Here is an 18,502-nt window from a genome sequence, read left to right as displayed (position 1 = left end):
CGCGGAAATAAATTTTAATTATCCAAAAAAAGTATGATTATTTTATTATTACAAATATTTTCAATTTTAACAAAATAAAAACAAACAACAAACCTTTTATTAATTATATCGTTTATTTTATTATCAAAATCCATTAACCCTCGCTAAAAACCATTCTTTAAAACGAATTTGAAGCAGCTAATTAACAACTGAGCAACAATCAACATTTAACTATCGCAACCTTCATAAATTTACACTGTTGCACTTGTTATTTTCTTGTGGTTATATCTTGAGCCTAATTAAATAGGACCCTATTTCTTACAACGTTCCGTATTTAATTAAAATAACAATTAAACAAATAACAAGTGTTAAGGGAGAATGATATGCGCGCTAATTCGACATTAGCCAAAGCGGTTCGCTTTGCGTTAATTGGTGGTGCAACCACAGCAGCTTTATCTAGCACAGCTATTTATGCAGCAGAAGATAATGCTAAGGTAGAACGTATTGAAGTAACGGGTTCTCGTATTCAAAGAACGGATATGGAATCTGCTTTACCTGTTACGGTTTTATCAGCAGAAGATATTGCCAAAACAGGTTTAAGTGATGTTTCTGCTGTTTTAGCACAAATGCCATTTAACACTGCTGGTAGTTTTATTAGTGATGCAGGTAGCTCTGCAAGTAACCATGCCAGTTCTGGTATGCGTGGTTTAGGTTCAAACCGTACGTTAACCCTGATCAACGGTCGCCGTATTGCGCCATCGGCAACCTTTGGTGGCGATTCAACGAACCTCAACTTAATCCCTATGGATGCAATCGAGCGTATTGAAATTTTACGTGACGGTGCATCAGCAATTTACGGTTCAGATGCTATCGGTGGTGTAATTAACATCATCCTGAAGAAAACCTTTGACGGTTTAGCATTCGACGCTAAGTTTGGTAGCCCTACTCAAGGTGGTAGAGATGAGAAATCAGCTTCTGTCACTTTCGGTAATACTAGCGATAAAAGCAGCAGCTTAGTGATCATCGAACACAAGCAATTTGATCCACTACAAGGTGGTCAACGTCCTCACTTAACGGCTAACTGGGATAAGAAATACGGTCGTAGTGGCTTATATGCGCCAGAAGGCACATATCGTCCAGTTGAATCTCGCCCGGTAAAAGGTGCTGATGGTACTTTCGGCACTCCTGTTTATACAGGTTTGCAAGTTCCAGGTAAGGACTGTCCAGCGGATCGTATTGTTACCAGCAAAGACGGTTCAGCTTGTGGTTTTAACCAATTTGATGGCACTGATTATCTACCAGATCAGACAAAAGACTCTGTATTCTCGAATATGACTTATCGCATTACCGATGAATTAGAGTGGTTTGGTCAAGCTATCGTTATGCGTGATAAATCCATCACCTCTTCAACTGCGCTATGGACTCCTAACTTATACATGGCAGCAGATAACCCATTAAACCCAACATTCGGTACTGCTAATGCATCTGAAGTGCAAGCCTATCACCGTTTGAAAGGTGTTGCAGACCGTAAAACAGAATTCGATTCAAACGTAGTTGATATCGTAACGGGTCTAAACCTTGAATTAGATGCAGGCTCTCTGAGTTGGTACGTACAATACTCAGATCAAATCGTGAACATTGAAACTGACTCTTACGTATTCGAAGATAAGTTACAAGAAGCAGTAGATAAAGGCTTGTACAACCCATTCGTTGAGGGGGGTAACGCAACGCAAGACACGTTAGACACCTTCTTACACACAGCTACTCGTAAAGCGACATCTAACACAACAGGTACTGGTTTATCTTGGGCTGCACTGGCTCCAATTTCATTACCTGGTGGTGACTTAGGTTACGCAGTGGGTATGGAATACCAAAAAATCGAATACAAAGATACCCGTGATGCTCAACAAGCAGCAGGTAACGTATTAGGAACTTATGGTGGTGATTCTGCTGGTGATAGAAGCTATAAAGCAGCATTCGTTGAGTTGGAACTGCCAGTATTAGATCACTTAAACGTGAAACTAGCGAGCCGTTACGACCAATATAGCTTGCCAGATGTTGGTCAACTTTCAAGCTCTGTAAACGTACGTTACGAAGCATTAGATAACCTAGTGTTACGTGCATCTTACGGCCAAGGCTTTAGAGCACCATCACTGGATGACTTGTTAGGCAAGCCAGCAACCAGTTATGACAGAATCACTGACACCACTCTGTGTCAAAGTCTGCCTGCTGATCAGAAAGACGGCAACCCAGCTTGTGAAGATAACCAATACCTACGTAAGAGTTCAGGTAACACAGAGCTAGATCCAGAGAAATCTGCTCAGTACTCTTTCGGTGCCGTATGGAATATCACTGAAAACATCGACTTAGTTGTTGATTATTACAACATCGAAATCACAGACCAAGTCAGCTACATCGATGCACAAACAATTGTGGATTTAGAAGCGATTGGTGGCTTAGGTGCTTATGACCCTAACTACATCTACGTCAAACGTAAAGCTGACGGTACCATCGATGAAATTGGCGCTGGCAACATCAACATGGATGGCGTACAAACATCAGGTCTTGACGTGTCATTCACCTCAAACTTCGATTTTGCTGAATTTGGTGCATTTAAGTTTGCGGTTGAAGGAACCTATGCTCTTGAATATACAGAGCAAGCAAGCCCGATTGCAAAACGTTATGACGTATTAGGCACTAAGGGTTATCCACCACTACGTTTCAATACAACATTTAGCTACGCCATTGATGACTTCTCAGCATCTTTGATTGCTAAATACATTGATTCTTATGATGGTGAAACTCCACAACAACAAGAAGTTGGCACAAATAAACAAGACTTCTCATCGTTCACTACGTGGGATCTGACATTGAACTACGACTTCGACAGCTATGGCAAAGTTACTGTTGGTGCTCGTAACTTGTTCGATGCGATGCCAACAGTTAACTACAGCTTAGGTTACCCTGGATACGATACTGACACCCATAACATCGTGGGCCGTGTAGTGTTTGCAGGATATAAAGTGAAATTCTAATTTCCCTATAGGAAGATAGAAAACCACACAAAAACGGCATCCTCGGATGCCGTTTTTTATCTCCTATTTAACCAATTAACTGAGTTACCCCTTAACGCCTATTTACCCGCAGCTTAAGGTGAACCCCAGCGGCAAGCTAAATCCTCGCACCTAGTTAAATCCTCGCACCTAGTTAAATCCAAGATAGTGCGCGCCAATCACCAGCACGCTTGAGACCAACATCAGCAGCAACATAAAACGCCACACAAATTTCAGCCAGTTGCCCCAATCGACGCGGCATACGCCAAGGGTCGCCATCAAAGAAGCTGAAGTGGGCACTATGATATTGGTGAGGCCATCGCCTAGTTGAAAGGCCAATACCGCCACTTGGCGCGTCACACCAACGATATCAGAGAGAGGTGCCATCAATGGCATAGTCAGAGCGGCCTGCCCTGAACCCGAGGTCACGAAAAAGTTGAATACGGATTGAAACAACAACATAAACCACGCCGAGAGCGCATCCGGCAGATGGCCAATCACCCCACCAGCGCTGTTCAGAATCGAATTAAGCACACTCGGTTCAGTCGGAGTACCGCCGCCAAGGAGCAGTAAAATCCCCGAGGCGCATCCCACTAAAAGGGCTGGCTCTAACATGGTTTTAGCGCCATCCTTAAAACTCTGCGCGACCTTGTTAAGCGTTAAGCCATTGAGCTTAAACACGCAGCCAATAACGCCGGCCACCATCCCCATGGTAAAAAACTGGCTGGCGATCTCGGGGATAAACCACGCCTTTCCCACAACGCCCCAAATCACCCACACCATAGTTAACACTAACAACAACAGCACCAACACATCCCCAAGATTAAAGCGGCTCTCGAGCTTTGTATTAGCATGGTGCTCACGGAAATAAGCATCGGACTGATAGCTATGGGAAAGACTTGGTTGCTGCTGAATGCGATGGGCGTAACGCATGGTAAAAACGATGCCAAGCAATGTGAATCCGAGCCACATAGGGAAGCGAAACTCACTGCCAGAAAGAACCGGGATCCCCGCAATACCCTGCGCAATTGCCACACTGAAGGGATTCATCCAAGAACTGGCGAAACCTATTTGGGTCGCCACATAGGTCACCATCACAGTGGTGATACCGTCGTAGCCTAAACGGATCATGAGTGGGCAGATGATAATCGCGAAGGCAATGGCCTCTTCTCCCATGCCAAATACGGCGCCGCCGAGGGAAAACAGCGTAAATATCACCGGAATGAATAACTTTTCATTGCCACGGGTTTTATCGATTAACTTTAAGATGCCGTTATCTATGGTGCCAGTGGCCATCACCACCCCGAAAGAGCCGCCAATCACTAGCATAAACATGATCACGCCAATCGCGCTGCCCCATTTAGACCCCGAGGTTAGGCCCTCAAAGGCGAAGTTAAAAAAGCCTACCCCGCCCTCGCCTTTAAACAGTGCCACGGGTTGTAACTTAGGCTCGCCCGCATCATCCAATTGATAGGCAAAAGAATTAGGGTCGACTACCGTCCGCGCTTTATCGACGCCATCGGCCAGATAATGCACCTCTTGGGTTTGAAACGACCCAATCGGAATAAAGTAAGTCATTAATCCCGCAAGTAATGCCACAAAAAAGATGATCACTAAGGTATCGGGCATTTGAAAGGATGAGGGAGCGTGTGAAGCGGATGGTGCCATAGCAGTCTGAGCTGCTTCTGTTGGCTGAGTCGTCGAGGGTAGAGTCGTCATAGATGCGCCATTTTATGTCAAACGGAAAAGGCCGCACTATAAACTAAAGCGCTATAAATCAGTACATAAAATCTTCATTCGCTTGCATCAATACGCAAAATGCTTACATCTATCACACCCAAGCAATCCACATAAAAATGTCTGCTACGGCAAATACAGAAAAAAGCCCAGTAACACTGGGCATATTTATGAGCCTAAGGCAAACAGTCGCTAAAGGAACAGTTATCAAAAACCTAAGTAACTGACTCTCTTAATTACTGGCTCGCTTAGTGACTAACTCTCTTACTTACTTTCTTTCTTGGCTATTTTTCGCCTGTTCAGTATGCAGAGGCGATGCAAAAAAATGTGCCTGATGGGATTTTTGCGGATCGGGTAAGGCAATTTGGCCTTGCTCAATCCACCAATAACCGAGGCCAACGATCACGCCGCCACCGACAATGTTCCCTAAGGTCACGGGAATTAAGTTATTGAATACAAAGTTTGCCACGGTTAAATCGGCAAATTGCTCTTGGGTCACGCCTAGGGATGCAAAAAACTCAGGGCTGGCTACCGACTGAATGGTGATCCCAAGCGGCACCATAAACAGGTTTGCGATACTGTGCTCAAAGCCACTGCTGACAAACATGGCCACGGGGAGGATCAGTAAAATTGCTTTGGTTAGGGATTCGCGGCTGGCGAAGGTCATCCAAATACCCAGACACACCAACATGTTACATAAAATACCTAAGCTAAATGCCTGCACCCAAGTATGATGCAGCTTATGTTGCGACACTTTTAGCGCGTTTAATCCCCAGTTACCACCATCGAGCTCATATAAGCCCGCCGCCATGATCAAGCCAACCATTAACATGGCGCCGACGAAGTTGCCGATATACACGCGGCTCCAGCATTTGAGCAATTCACTGGTGGTCACCTGTTTTTGCGCCCATGCAACGCTGCTCAGCACCGAACTGGTAAACAGCTCGCCACCACAAATCACCACCAAAATTAAGCCTAAGCTGAAGGCAATCCCGCCCACCAAGCGCACTAAGCCCCAGGCGCTATCACCGGCACCCGTAGTGACTGTCAGGTAAAACACAAAGGCTAAGGCAATAAAAGCGCCTGCAAAGACCGCTAAACCAAAGGATTGCCAAGGCGCCTTAACCACTTTGCTTTTGCCGTAAATTTCGGCTTGGTGATAACAACTAAAGTGTGAAGAAACCTGTATTGGCTCATGGCCAGTCGAGGATGTTTGTGGAGCATTAGCATGTGAGTCTTTCATAACTGTACTCCCAAAACCGATAAACAAACGCGAACTTGCAACATAGGTCTCTCCTACAGCGCCCAAGCGCAGATCAAACCAATCAAAATTTACATTAAGACTTGCTTAAATGATGACTCACTAAAGTCACGCTTTGTAACATACAAATCGCATTGGCCGTGAAGCAGAGTTTGCCAAAGCGTGATGCTATTCACAGGTAAAATGTAAAATTTTTGAAGCCATAAACACAAAAGGTTAATTGGTCATACCAATTTTAGTCAGTTTTCACCTTTTTGCTATGGCGCTTTTAAAGCGCATTTTTAAGTAAGATTAAGCAGATTTAACCTTACAGAAGGCAGAGTTTCCATAATCTAGATGACGACTTGGTGACGAGCTCCTGTTCGCGCGGCATTCATTTAAGTAAAAACAATCATGTTTTCCATCCCCTCAAATGAAACGATTTCATGTCGGCGTATTTTCCATCAAACGCCCTACTACCGCCCTGCATTCCGTATAAATAAGCCTTTTGCGATGGAGGTTTTGTCAGGCTAAAAGCCGCCTAAATCGTAAACAATCAAAATCAATCGATACGGTGATAGCTTTCGTCGGTTAAAAGCGCGACAGTCAATCAAATAAGCGATGACATTGGCCCATAATCGGCCAGCAAAAGCGTGCTTTAAACCTTATTGTGCTAAAAAAATGCTACCTTGCTAGCAAATTTGCGATTAACCGGGCACAAACTCGCCCGTTTAAGATGCGAGAGTATAAGAGCTATGTTAATATGCTCATGGGTAATTGGTCTTACCAATTCACAAAAGAGTTATCGATAACCGATAATCCAAGTTAAACGAATATTTGTCATCTTATCGGGTATCAATAGACAGACACTTGGCGCGATAAACATCCCCAAGTTCCAGTTCCCATCATAGGGCGTCATCTTGAAGGGAGCTTTAATCAGGAAATAGCGATTGGCCTATACTCAACATGGTTTGCCCCATGAGCGCCAATGACCTTTATCTCAACCAAAAGGTATTAGTACGATGACCGACAAAACTGAACTGTTTGCCAACGCATGGGAAGGTTTTACCCCTGGCGATTGGAAATCTGAAGTCAATGTACGTGACTTTATTCAACAAAACTATGCTCCCTATGAAGGTGACGAGTCATTCCTAGCCGGTGCCACCGAAGCCACAACCAAGTTGTGGGACAAAGTAATGGAAGGCATCAAGCAAGAAAACCGCACCCACGCGCCAGTTGATTTCGATACTAAGATGGTCTCTACCATCACTTCCCATGACGCGGGTTATATCAATAAAGATTTAGAAACTATCGTTGGTTTACAAACCGATGCGCCGCTCAAGCGCGCTATGTTACCTAACGGTGGTATTCGCATGGTTGAAGGCTCATGTGCCGCTTATGACCGCGAACTCGACGCCGATGTAAAATACATCTACTCAGAACTGCGTAAAACCCACAACCAAGGCGTATTCGACGTCTACACCCCAGAAATCATGGCATGCCGTAAATCCGGCGTATTAACTGGTTTACCCGATGCCTATGGTCGTGGACGTATTATCGGTGACTATCGCCGCGTAGCGCTGTACGGTATCGACTTCTTAATGAAGGATAAATTTGCTCAATTCAGCTCACTGCAAGCGCAGTTCGAAGCCGGTGAAGATTTATCTAACGTTATCCAACTGCGTGAAGAAATTGCCGAGCAGCACCGCGCTCTCGGTCAAATGAAAAAAATGGCCGCGAAATACGGCTTCGATATTTCTCGCCCAGCGACAAACGCCCAAGAAGCGATCCAATGGACTTACTTCGGTTACTTAGCCGCAGTGAAGAGCCAAAACGGCGCGGCAATGTCTTTAGGCCGTACCTCATCTTTCCTCGATATCTATATCGAGCGCGATCTGAAAAACGGCATAATCACTGAGCAACAAGCTCAAGAAATGATTGACCATTTCGTGATGAAACTGCGTATGGTGCGTTTCCTACGTACTCCTGAATACGATGAGTTATTCTCAGGCGACCCAATTTGGGCTACTGAATCTATCGGCGGTATGGGCTTAGACGGCCGTACACTGGTAACCAAATCCAGCTTCCGTTTCTTAAACACCTTATACACTATGGGCCCAAGCCCTGAGCCAAACATCACTGTGCTCTGGTCTGACAAACTGCCTGTCGGCTTTAAAAAGTACTGCGCGAAAGTGTCTATCGACACCAGCTCTATCCAGTACGAAAACGATGACTTAATGCGTCCAGACTTCCAATCTGACGATTACGCTATCGCTTGCTGCGTGAGCCCAATGGTTGTGGGTAAACACATGCAGTTCTTCGGCGCCCGTGCAAACTTGGCAAAAACCATGTTGTATGCGATCAACGGCGGCGTTGACGAAAAACTGAAAATCCAAATCGCGCCAAAAGCCGACCCCATCACCGACGAAGTATTGAACTTCGATGACGTAATGAATCGCTTAGACGGCCTGATGGATTGGTTAGCGACCCAATATGTCACAGCACTGAACGCTATTCACTACATGCACGACAAGTACTCCTACGAAGCTGCGCTGATGGCGCTGCACGACAGAGATGTACGTCGCACTATGGCTTGTGGTATCGCAGGGCTTTCTATCGCAGCCGACTCACTGTCTGCTATCAAGTACGCTCAAGTTAAACCTGTACGTGATGAAAACGGCATTGCCGTCGACTTTGAGATCAGCGGTGATTATCCAAAATTTGGTAACAACGATCCACGCGTCGACGATATCGCCTGTGACTTAGTTGAACGTTTTATGGCGAAGATCCGCGACCGTAAGATGTACCGTAACGCTATCCCAACTCAGTCAATTCTGACCATTACCTCAAACGTGGTTTATGGTAAGAAAACTGGTAACACGCCAGACGGCCGCCGCGCAGGTGCGCCATTTGCACCGGGTGCAAACCCAATGCACGGCCGTGATGAGAAAGGCGCGATTGCCTCGTTAACCTCTGTAGCGAAACTGCCTTTCGCCCACGCACAGGACGGTATCTCTTACACCTTCTCTATCGTGCCTAATGCCTTAGGTAAAGATGAAGACGGTCGCCGCACTAACCTCGCGGCGTTGATGGACGGATATTTCGCCCACAACGAAGGACACGAAGGCGGTCAACACTTGAACGTTAACGTGATGAACCGTGAAATGCTCGAGGATGCGGTCGTCAATCCAGACAAGTATCCACAACTGACCATCCGGGTCTCGGGTTACGCAGTGCGCTTTAACTCTTTGACCCCAGAGCAGCAGCAAGACGTGATCACACGTACTTTCACAAAAGGTCTGTAAGCTAAATTAGGTAAGGCTGTAGTACAATGTGCTACAGCCTCACTTATTTCAACAGGAGTCACAATGGCAGTTACCGGTCGGATCCACTCAGTGGAATCCTTTGGCACAGTGGATGGTCCAGGCATACGGTTTATCACCTTTATGCAAGGCTGTTTAATGCGCTGTCAGTATTGTCATAACCGTGACACTTGGGATCTGGATGGTGGCAAAGAAGTACAGGTCGACGAGTTAATGAGCCAAATCATTAGCTACCGTCCATTCCTCGATGCCAGCAACGGCGGTGTGACCGCCAGCGGTGGCGAAGCCATATTACAGGCGGAGTTTGTCGCCGAACTCTTTAAAGCCTGTAAGAAAGAAGGCATTCATACCTGTTTAGATACCAACGGCTTTGTGCGTAAGTACACGCCAGTGATCGATGAGCTACTCGATAATACCGATCTAGTTTTGCTCGATATCAAGCAAATGAATGACGAAAAACACATTGAACTGACGAAGGTCAGTAACCACAGAACGCTGCAATTTGCCGAGTATCTCGCCAAACGCAATCAGCCTACCTGGATACGTTATGTGGTTGTGGGTGGATTTACCGACGATGAAGCCTCGGCTTTACAACTGGCCGAGTTTATCAAGCCCATGAAGAATATTGAAAAAGTTGAACTCCTGCCCTACCACGAACTGGGTAAACACAAGTGGGAAGCGATGGGAGAAACCTATCAGCTCGATGGCGTTGCACCACCGAGTCGCGACACCATGGAAAAAATTAAAGCCGTGTTTAGCTCACAGGGGATTTACGCGGTCTATTAAGAAGCCAAGGGAGGCTTAAAGCTCCTCCCAATAACTGGCATCTAAGCGCTCAAAGGCTATTTTTAAGATGAGCGCCATATCAAGGTAACACGCCTTAGCGCCCAAGGATTGGCAATGAATGCCCATGGCAGACAATTTCGCACTCAACTGATTACTCCAGTCGAACAGCGATAAAGGTAATGGATGGCGCGCACGCCAGCCTAACCACAATAAGCCCTGCAACGGCAGGCTAATAAAGAACAACGCGATTGTGAGGGCTTGGGGTAAAAACGCCCAACCGTAGGTATAAATCTGACTCACACTCGCCAAAATCGCCAGCACTGGCATCACCAGAATGGCAAGCTGAGTGGCGCGTACCACCCGATACTCAGGAAAATACAAACCGAGTTGTCTAACCATAGGCCACGTCTTCATATAGCGACGACCGTCACCTAAGGTTTTGAGAATATTGATACTCAATTTTAGACACCTACAACAGAGGAACACTGCTTTTACCATAGCACAATCTGGCACTGCGCCCCAAGACTGCGATGGCAAATTACGCAAGCGTTCCCAAGATTTTGAATCGTTAATTTAAACACAATGGCAAAAGGTTTACACATGTCTAATAAACTGGTTTTAGTACTCAATTGCGGTAGCTCTTCACTCAAATTTGCCGTCATTGACGCGCAAACAGGTGACGATCAGATCTCTGGCCTCGCCGAGTGTTTTGGCTTAGAAGACTCGCGCATTAAATGGAAAATCAACGGTGAAAAGCATGAGTCCTCTTTAGGTGCATTTACCGCTCACCGCGAAGCCGTTGAATTTATCGTCAATAAAATCCTTGCTGGTCAACCTGAATTAGCCGCGCAGATCCAAGCCGTGGGTCACCGTATCGTACACGGCGGTGAAAAGTTCACTCGTTCTGTGATCATCGACGAGCATGTGATCAAAGGTATTGAAGAATGTTCTTCACTGGCGCCACTGCATAACCCTGCGCACCTTATCGGTATTCGCGCGGCCATTGCATCTTTCCCTAAACTGCCACAAGTAGCGGTGTTCGATACTGCATTCCACCAAAGCATGCCTGAGCGCGCGTACATCTACGCCCTGCCATACAAACTGTACCGTGAGCACGGTATTCGCCGCTATGGTATGCACGGTACTAGCCATCTGTTTGTTAGCCGTGAAGCCGCTAAAGTGTTGAACAAACCTTTAGAAGAAACCAATGTGATCTGCGCGCACTTAGGTAACGGTGCCTCTGTGACGGCGGTTAAAGGCGGTAAGAGCGTTGATACCTCAATGGGACTGACGCCGCTTGAAGGTTTAGTCATGGGAACTCGCTGTGGCGATCTCGACCCATCTATCATCTACCACTTAGTGCACCAACTGGGTTACACGCTGGAAGAAGTCAACAACCTGATGAACAAGCAAAGTGGTTTGCTCGGGATTTCTGAACTGACCAACGATTGCCGTGGCATCGAAGAAGGTTATGCCGATGGTCATAAAGGCGCGACCTTAGCACTGGAAATCTTCTGCTACCGTCTGGCGAAATATATCGCGTCTTACACTGTACCGCTCGGTCGTTTAGATGCCGTGGTCTTTACCGGTGGTATCGGTGAAAACTCCGACATCATCCGCGAGAAAGTGCTCAACATGCTGCAAATCTTCAATTTCCATGTGGATGGTGAGCGTAACAAAGCGGCCCGCTTCGGTAAAAAAGGCATCATCACCACTGACAACAGTACTGTTGCCATGGTCATTCCCACCAACGAAGAGTGGGTTATCGCCGAAGATTCGATTAAACTCATTACAAAATAATAAGATGATTCAAGCCGTTTGCTCAGACAAACGGCTTTATTATTAGCGACCTACGGCTAAATAAACACAAGCAAAGCAGAGGCGACTCACTCTGCCAAAAACCATCGAACTTAGAGGTTTTTATGTCTCGAAATATCATGTTAATCCCCATAGGCACAGGAGTTGGCCTGACCTCCTTAAGCCTAGGTATGGTGCGCGCATTAGAGCGACACGGGGTAAAAGTCCAATTCTTTAAACCCATTTCACAGCTGCGTCCTAATGATAATGGCCCAGAGCGCTCAACCACGATTTTAAGCAAATCGCCCACGGTCAATCCGTTAGAGCCCTTCGACATGGCCCATGCCGAAGCACTGATCCGCGCCGATCAAACCGATGTGCTAATGGAGCAAATCATTGCCCGCGCAGCAGAATGCGCCAGCAATACCGAAACCCTGATTGTTGAAGGCTTAGTGCCAACCCGTAACCATCCCTTTGCCGACGATGTGAACTACGCCATCGCCAAGGCAATGGATGCGGACGTGATTTTCATTGCCACCCCCGGCAGCGACACCCCAACCGGCCTGATGAACCGCCTCGAAATTGCCTACAACTCGTGGGGCGGCAAAAACAACAAACGTCTTATTGGTGCCGTGATCAACAAGATTGGCGCACCAGTAGACGATGAAGGTCGCGCGCGCCCAGACTTATCGGAAGTATTCGATCATCAAGGCGTACAACGCTCAGATGCGTCCATCATGTTCCAAATGCCAGGTAAGAGCCCACTGCGCATCTTAGGTAGCGTGCCTTACAATCTCGATTTGGTTGCGCCACGCGCATCGGATCTGGCGAAGCATTTACGTGCCCGCATTCTCAATGCCGGCGAGATGAACACCCGCCGTCTGCGTAAAGTCACCTTCTGCGCCCGCAGCTTGCCCAATATGGTCAACCACATTAAGACAGACTCACTGCTGGTGACCTCTGGCGATCGCTCGGATGTGATTGTGTCAGCATGCCTTGCTGCCATGAACGGCGTGAAGATTGGTGCCCTACTGCTCACTGGTAGCTACGAGCCAGAGCCTGAAATTCTGAAACTGTGTGAACAGGCCTTCGAGACAGGTTTACCAGTATTCCTCATCGATACTAACACTTGGCAGACGTCATTAAATATCCAACGCTTCGACCACGAAGTGCCAGTGGATGATGCGGTACGCATCGATTTAGTCCAAGAGTACGTTGCCAGCCATATCGATCAGAGCTGGATTGAAAGCGTGACCAAAAACTCTCCAAGAGAACATCGTTTATCACCTCCCGCGTTCCGTTATAAGCTCACCGAACTTGCGCGTGCCGCCCACAAAACTGTGGTACTGCCTGAGGGTGATGAGCCACGTACCATCAAGGCCGCCGCGATTTGTGCCGAACGGGGTATTGCGCGTTGCGTGCTGTTAGGTAAAAAAGATGAAATTCAACGTATTGCAGCACAGCAAGACGTTGTTCTGGGTGAAGGTGTTGTGATTGTCGATCCCGATGAAGTTCGCGATCGCTATGTTGAACCAATGCTCGATCTGCGTCGCAACAAAGGTTTGACTGAAGTCGTTGCCAAAGAACAATTAGAAGACAACATGGTGCTCGGCACTATGATGCTGGCGCAAAACGAAGTTGATGGTATCGTCTCTGGCGCGGTAAACACTACGGCCAATACGATTCGTCCGCCGCTACAACTGATCAAAACCGCACCGGGTTCTAGCCTTGTTTCTTCAATCTTCTTTATGTTGATGCCAGACCAAGTGCTGGTTTACGGTGACTGTGCAATTAACCCCGATCCTAACGCTGAACAACTGGCCGATATCGCGATTCAATCGGCGGAATCTGCCAAGGCCTTCGGCATCGAACCAAGAGTGGCGATGATCAGCTACTCAACCGGTAACTCAGGTACTGGTTCAGATGTGGATAAAGTGCGTGAAGCGACCCGTATTGCGAAAGAAAAACGCCCAGATCTAGTAATCGACGGTCCACTGCAATACGATGCGGCCGTCATGCCAAACGTGGCTCGCTCTAAGGCGCCTAACAGCCCTGTTGCGGGTCAAGCGACTGTATTCGTGTTCCCAGATCTCAACACAGGTAACACCACTTACAAAGCTGTACAGCGTAGTGCCGACCTCATCAGCATTGGCCCAATGCTGCAAGGCATGCGTAAGCCTGTGAACGACTTATCCCGCGGCGCCTTAGTGGACGATATCGTCTACACTATCGCACTGACGGCGATTCAAGCGTCACAAAACGATGCCAGCAAAGCCTAATATACTTAGCTAAAGCATCATCAAAAAAGCACTGAACTCCTCAGTGCTTTTTTATTTCCGAAGGGAAAAGCTCACAAAAATGGCAGCATTAAACGCTTAAAATATCCTCAAAAGGTCATAAAAATGCTGTTTGGGGAAATTAACACACTGTGAATAGACTGGGAAAAACTAAGAAAATATCCACAAGGAAATGCCTGGATAACGGCGCTACGGAAAAGCGTCACTTTTTAACCAGCAAATAAATCGATATACAATCAGCCACTTAAAAATTATCCATCTAGTCTTCAACATAGTTGTCCACAGATTCTGTGGATAACCTAATGAAGTCATCCTTTCAGATATGCCACAGGCGGCCGATCCGAGTCAAGTCATTTTCGACAGTGTCCACCATTATTACAAAACTTGAACATAGCCGCTAAAATCGCGATACTCATGACAAATTCCTATAACGAAAAGCCATGAGAACCTTATTTTTCCTTTCACTATTGTTTTTGTTTGGTTGTGGCGATGCTGGAGACAAAGAGCAGCACGTGCTCACTCCCGAAGAGGTAAGTCTCGGCTTTTTTAGCGCCATTTACGTTGACCGAGATGTGGAGAAAGCCAAGTTATATGTCGATGCTCCACTCAAAGAAGTCTTAACCCACTATTACATCGCCGCAGCGGTACAGCGTAATATGCTCGGCCTGTCGATGACCAATGTCGAAATGGAAATTGATGATATTGATATCGACTTTTTCCGTAAGTTCACCAAAGACGTCATGGTCGTCGTTAAGATGAAGGGCTTAAAGGGTGGACAGCCTTGGATTGATGACAGAACCATTCGCCTGCATAAAATTGGCGGCAAATGGATTATCGTTGAGTTCATGCCCGAAAAACGTAAGGTGAATGGCTAAACGGTTTCCCCCACTCAGCTTGCACTCCTACAACGGATAAAAAAATAGCAACCCTAGGGTTGCTATTTTCATGTGCTTGTATTTGTTACTTCAGACTCAGAATCCGCACTGTAAACCTCAGGTTTACAAGACTTAGACCGCTTCTTCTTCGCTCTGTGCAGGTAAAGACGTCATCACGTCGTCTTTAACTTGGTAGTAGGCGTTTTCGTATTCATGAACTTCCATAACAACTCCTGCTCGATTTTGTAAGGTCGCAAAGGCATGCCGTTCTATGCTGACATTTTGCCCATGAGGAAAGGGAATTTCCGTGGCGCAGAGTATACCAAAGCCAGATCGATAATTACAGAAAACTTTCAGTTTTGTTTCGATGTAAAAGATAAAAACGGTTTTTAACGCTTAAAAAGCCGTAAAAACGTATCTAAAAATGAAAGCCTTTCAGTTGATATAGCCTAATGAACTAAAGGGCGCGTGCTTACAAACAAAGAATCTAGGAAGACGGGCACAAACTGCTATCAATTAAATAATGATGCGAGTAGGAGGTCGATATGAATGCCATCATTGAGTTTGAAGCAGTAAAACTCACTACCTTATTCAACCACGGCGATATCTTGGGGATCCATATGTTTATGGATCAAATGAATATCCCGCTCGATGTGCAGGATAAGCTCTATTCTGAAATTTCGGCGCTTAAGCACTTAGACCCACACAATGTCAGTCTCGCCATTGAACATCATGGGCAATCGCAACTCTCGGAGCGGTTAAGCTATTAACAGGCTAATTAAGTAAAGATGAGATAAGGCGCGAAGCGACATCATTAGACGCCATCATAAAGCCTTTCAAGGTCTTATGATGGCATTTTATGACAGCGTTTAATGAGACCAGAGTGCTTACACTTTTAAGCGGTAGCGCAGCACCTTTAATGATTTCTCCTCAGAGACATCAACAAAGGCGGCGGGATTGGGTAAGCGCTCAAGGTATTCGAGTGCTGGCGCGGCGTCTTCAACCTGCTGGCGCAAAAATTGAGTATCGAGTTCCGGTGCATTTAAGCAGAGTAGCACCTCGGCATTCTCGGCTAACAACTCGGGTAAATGCCTGATCAAACGCACGTAATCCTTAGTCGCCACGAAACTGCCCTTTTGATTACTCGGCGGATCGGCAACCACTATGTCATAGGGGCCTAACTTGCGTAACTTACCCCATGACTTAAAAATATCGTGCCCTAAGAAACGTGCGCCCGCGCTAAAGCCATTGAGAAGATGATTCTGCTTGCCTATGGCTAACGCCCCTTTACTCATGTCCATGTTCACGACTTCGTCGGCACCGCCCTGCAGTGCTGCCACCGAGAAACCACAGGTATAAGCAAACAAATTCAGCACTTTCTTATGGCGAGCATGGGCTCTAACCCATTCACGTCCATTGGCCATATCGAGGAACAAACCGTGGTTTTGTCCCCGCAATAAATGCACCTGAAACTGGGCGCCGTTTTCGCTGACCACATGGGGATCGGGCACCTCCCCCGCCAGTACTTGGCTAAAGGTTTCGCCTGCACTGCGGTATTGATACACCAAGTTCAACGACCGATTGGGCTGTATCGCTTGCCAGCGCGCCGTAATCGCCTGTTGGCACTCGGCCAAATCTGCCGCATCGAGGGGAATAAAACTGGTCAATAACAATACTGGCGCGAACCAATCTAAACAAAGATGTTCGCAGCCAGGGTAATAACCACCGCGGCCATGGAATAATCGCGTGGCATCTTCACCGACTTCTATCGTCGCCAGTGCATCTATAAAACGTTGCATTATCTACTACTTATTATCTGTTGAATGGGTATCGACAGGTTCAGAAATCGGAGCGGTGCTTGTCGATTGGCTCACCAGTTTATCATCCACATCGTCGGATAATAAAATGGCTAACCAGCTACCACTCTTGCTGGATTCGAGGGCAATCTTGACGACCATGGTTAAGGGAACTGACAGCAACATGCCTACCGAGCCCAGCAACCATCCCCAAAAAATTAATGATAAAAACACCACTAAAGTCGAAAGCCCAAGACCACGGCCCATAAATTTAGGCTCGACCAGGTTGCCCATCACCATATTGGCAGCAACGTACAGCAGCGCAGTACCGCCAGCCGCAGCGGGGCCTAATTGGATAAAGGCCAGTAATACGGCGGGAATGGCCGCGATAATCGAGCCAATGTTGGGAATATAGTTGAATAAAAAGGCAATAACAGCCCAAAGCAGCGCGTAATCCACCCCAATAACTGCAAGCCCCACACCGACAATCAAGCCCGTCGCTAAACTTACTAAGGTCTTGATCACCATATATTGATTCACAGATTGCAGAAAACGGTCAATCTGCTGCAAACGCATATCGGGATCGTCCAATGCCAAGTGCAGTTTTTTCGGCAAAGATTGCGCCTCAAACAACATAAAGACGATGGTCAGAATGATCAGGAACAAATTCGCCATCACATTGCCGACACCCGAGAGCATATTGGTGGTCATAGACAACGCCATGCCGGGGTCGAAATAGGCCAGCACTTGTTCCTTGGAGATTTGGATATTCAGCGCCTGCAACTTATGCAGCACCCAAGAAAACTGCTCCACCAGCTGATCGCGATACTGCGGCAACTGCTTAGAAAACTCGTTAATGGAGCTGCCAACAAGGGAGGCGAGCCATAATCCCATCAACACGATAAAACCCATCAGCAGGATCACGGCGAGCCATTTAGGTACGCGGTATTTGGTCATCAAGCCAATCGCCGGATTACAAATCACCGCAATAAAACTGGATAGTACAAAGGGAACAACAATCGGGCTGGCGGCCTTTATCCCTGCCAAAATAATCACCACAAAGGCCATGACGGCAAAACCTTTGTAAGCGGCAGACGGCGTATTGGAACGTGTCATGGCGTAAAAATCCTTCTTGATCTTAGATAAAGTTGTTAGGCTAGCCCAAGAAAAGTCTCAAACTCAATCACCTAAGCCATAAAACTAGATTGTCATTATGAAACCAGAAACCGCGATTATACGCATTAAAAACTTAAGACTGCGCACTTTTATCGGTATAAAAGAAGATGAAATCCAAAATCGGCAGGATGTGATCGTCAATGTCGTCATTCACTACTGTGCCGACAAGGCGCGCAACAGTGATAATGTCGACGATGCGCTGAATTATCGTACCATCACAAAAAAAATCATTGAGTTGATTGAAAACAATCGCTTCTCACTGCTCGAAAACCTCACCAGCCAGACACTAGCCATCGCCAGTGAGCATCCTTGGGTCGAATTTGCCAGCGTCGAAATCGATAAGCCCCACGCTCTGCGCTTTGCCGATTCGGTGTCTATGGAGTTGTGTTACCAAAAACAGCAATAAAGTGATCCCCGCAAGCCCGTTATCGTATATTGCTTAT

The 18,502-nt window shown here is 46.6% G+C and carries 13 protein-coding genes; 8 read left to right on the top strand and 5 right to left on the bottom strand.

Translation table 11 applies throughout. The annotated features are described in order from the left end of the window. The first annotated feature begins 362 nt into the window (after positions 1-362). On the top strand, positions 363-3,014 hold the full coding sequence (locus N5E87_RS08115) for a TonB-dependent receptor (protein ID WP_086903903.1): 2,652 nt from the start codon (positions 363-365) through the stop codon (positions 3,012-3,014). Between the two features lie 168 nt (positions 3,015-3,182). Here N5E87_RS08115 and yfcC read toward each other — a convergent pair whose 3' ends face one another. Both yfcC and focA read right to left on the bottom strand, forming a co-directional pair. Beyond that, the gene (gene yfcC / locus N5E87_RS08110) at positions 3,183-4,700 is read right to left on the bottom strand and encodes a putative basic amino acid antiporter YfcC (protein ID WP_086903912.1); all 1,518 of its coding nucleotides are present in this window, start codon (positions 4,698-4,700) and stop codon (positions 3,183-3,185) included. Between the two features lie 337 nt (positions 4,701-5,037). Continuing rightward, positions 5,038-6,012 carry a formate transporter FocA gene (gene focA, locus N5E87_RS08105; RefSeq protein WP_086903902.1) on the bottom strand — a complete coding sequence of 325 codons (975 nt, stop codon included), beginning with the start codon at positions 6,010-6,012 and terminating at the stop codon, positions 5,038-5,040. Positions 6,013-7,031: 1,019 nt separating this feature from the next. Here focA and pflB point away from each other — a divergent pair. Both pflB and pflA read left to right on the top strand, forming a co-directional pair. Then, complete coding sequence (gene pflB, locus N5E87_RS08100; protein ID WP_086903901.1) at positions 7,032-9,314, top strand: formate C-acetyltransferase; 2,283 nt, start codon at positions 7,032-7,034, stop codon at positions 9,312-9,314. Between the two features lie 63 nt (positions 9,315-9,377). Beyond that, positions 9,378-10,118 (top strand): pyruvate formate lyase 1-activating protein, encoded by a 741-nt coding sequence (pflA, locus tag N5E87_RS08095; protein WP_086903900.1) that lies wholly within the window; start codon positions 9,378-9,380, stop codon positions 10,116-10,118. Between the two features lie 15 nt (positions 10,119-10,133). Here pflA and yfbV read toward each other — a convergent pair whose 3' ends face one another. After that, positions 10,134-10,577: a terminus macrodomain insulation protein YfbV gene (yfbV, locus tag N5E87_RS08090; protein WP_083757889.1), complete on the bottom strand. Its 444-nt coding sequence runs from the start codon at positions 10,575-10,577 to the stop codon at positions 10,134-10,136. A 141-nt stretch (positions 10,578-10,718) separates the two neighbouring features. Here yfbV and ackA point away from each other — a divergent pair, with 141 nt between their 5' ends. The 4 genes from ackA to N5E87_RS08070 all read left to right on the top strand — a co-directional run bounded on the left by ackA (position 10,719) and on the right by N5E87_RS08070 (position 15,857). Continuing rightward, positions 10,719-11,918, top strand: a complete 1,200-nt coding sequence (ackA, locus tag N5E87_RS08085) for an acetate kinase (RefSeq protein ID WP_086903899.1) — start codon at positions 10,719-10,721, stop codon at positions 11,916-11,918. Between the two features lie 122 nt (positions 11,919-12,040). Further along, positions 12,041-14,194, top strand: coding sequence for a phosphate acetyltransferase (gene pta / locus N5E87_RS08080; RefSeq protein ID WP_011716598.1), 2,154 nt, complete (start codon positions 12,041-12,043; stop codon positions 14,192-14,194). Between the two features lie 458 nt (positions 14,195-14,652). Continuing rightward, complete coding sequence (locus tag N5E87_RS08075; RefSeq protein ID WP_011622271.1) at positions 14,653-15,087, top strand: hypothetical protein; 435 nt, start codon at positions 14,653-14,655, stop codon at positions 15,085-15,087. Positions 15,088-15,632: 545 nt separating this feature from the next. After that, positions 15,633-15,857, top strand: coding sequence for a hypothetical protein (locus N5E87_RS08070; RefSeq protein WP_086903898.1), 225 nt, complete (start codon positions 15,633-15,635; stop codon positions 15,855-15,857). A gap of 117 nt (positions 15,858-15,974) precedes the next feature. Here N5E87_RS08070 and N5E87_RS08065 read toward each other — a convergent pair whose 3' ends face one another. Continuing rightward, positions 15,975-16,886, bottom strand: a complete 912-nt coding sequence (locus N5E87_RS08065; protein ID WP_086903897.1) for a class I SAM-dependent methyltransferase — start codon at positions 16,884-16,886, stop codon at positions 15,975-15,977. 6 nt (positions 16,887-16,892) lie between these two features. After that, on the bottom strand, positions 16,893-17,999 hold the full coding sequence (locus N5E87_RS08060; RefSeq protein ID WP_011716596.1) for an AI-2E family transporter: 1,107 nt from the start codon (positions 17,997-17,999) through the stop codon (positions 16,893-16,895). A 97-nt stretch (positions 18,000-18,096) separates the two neighbouring features. Between N5E87_RS08060 and folX the strand changes: the two genes are divergently transcribed. Then, on the top strand, positions 18,097-18,465 hold the full coding sequence (gene folX, locus N5E87_RS08055) for a dihydroneopterin triphosphate 2'-epimerase (RefSeq protein ID WP_011622266.1): 369 nt from the start codon (positions 18,097-18,099) through the stop codon (positions 18,463-18,465). The last annotated feature ends 37 nt before the right edge of the window (positions 18,466-18,502 follow it).

Origin of the sequence: Shewanella sp. GD03713 (assembly GCF_029843705.1) — a bacterium.
GTDB lineage: Bacteria > Pseudomonadota > Gammaproteobacteria > Enterobacterales > Shewanellaceae > Shewanella.
Note: the sequence above shows the minus strand (reverse complement) of the source record. Positions and strands in the feature narration are given on the sequence as shown.

Excerpts from the sequence above, each read along its gene's own strand:
- N5E87_RS08115 (WP_086903903.1), top strand. The coding sequence starts at position 363 with ATGCGCGCTAATTCGACATTAGCCAAAGCGGTTCGCTTTGCGTTAATT.
- pta (WP_011716598.1), top strand. The coding sequence starts at position 12,041 with ATGTCTCGAAATATCATGTTAATCCCCATAGGCACAGGAGTTGGCCTG.
- N5E87_RS08060 (WP_011716596.1), bottom strand. The coding sequence starts at position 17,999 with ATGACACGTTCCAATACGCCGTCTGCCGCTTACAAAGGTTTTGCCGTC.
- pflA (WP_086903900.1), top strand. The coding sequence starts at position 9,378 with ATGGCAGTTACCGGTCGGATCCACTCAGTGGAATCCTTTGGCACAGTG.
- N5E87_RS08070 (WP_086903898.1), top strand. The coding sequence starts at position 15,633 with ATGAATGCCATCATTGAGTTTGAAGCAGTAAAACTCACTACCTTATTC.
- ackA (WP_086903899.1), top strand. The coding sequence starts at position 10,719 with ATGTCTAATAAACTGGTTTTAGTACTCAATTGCGGTAGCTCTTCACTC.
- pflB (WP_086903901.1), top strand. The coding sequence starts at position 7,032 with ATGACCGACAAAACTGAACTGTTTGCCAACGCATGGGAAGGTTTTACC.
- focA (WP_086903902.1), bottom strand. The coding sequence starts at position 6,012 with ATGAAAGACTCACATGCTAATGCTCCACAAACATCCTCGACTGGCCAT.
- yfcC (WP_086903912.1), bottom strand. The coding sequence starts at position 4,700 with ATGGCACCATCCGCTTCACACGCTCCCTCATCCTTTCAAATGCCCGAT.
- N5E87_RS08075 (WP_011622271.1), top strand. The coding sequence starts at position 14,653 with ATGAGAACCTTATTTTTCCTTTCACTATTGTTTTTGTTTGGTTGTGGC.
- folX (WP_011622266.1), top strand. The coding sequence starts at position 18,097 with ATGAAACCAGAAACCGCGATTATACGCATTAAAAACTTAAGACTGCGC.
- N5E87_RS08065 (WP_086903897.1), bottom strand. The coding sequence starts at position 16,886 with ATGCAACGTTTTATAGATGCACTGGCGACGATAGAAGTCGGTGAAGAT.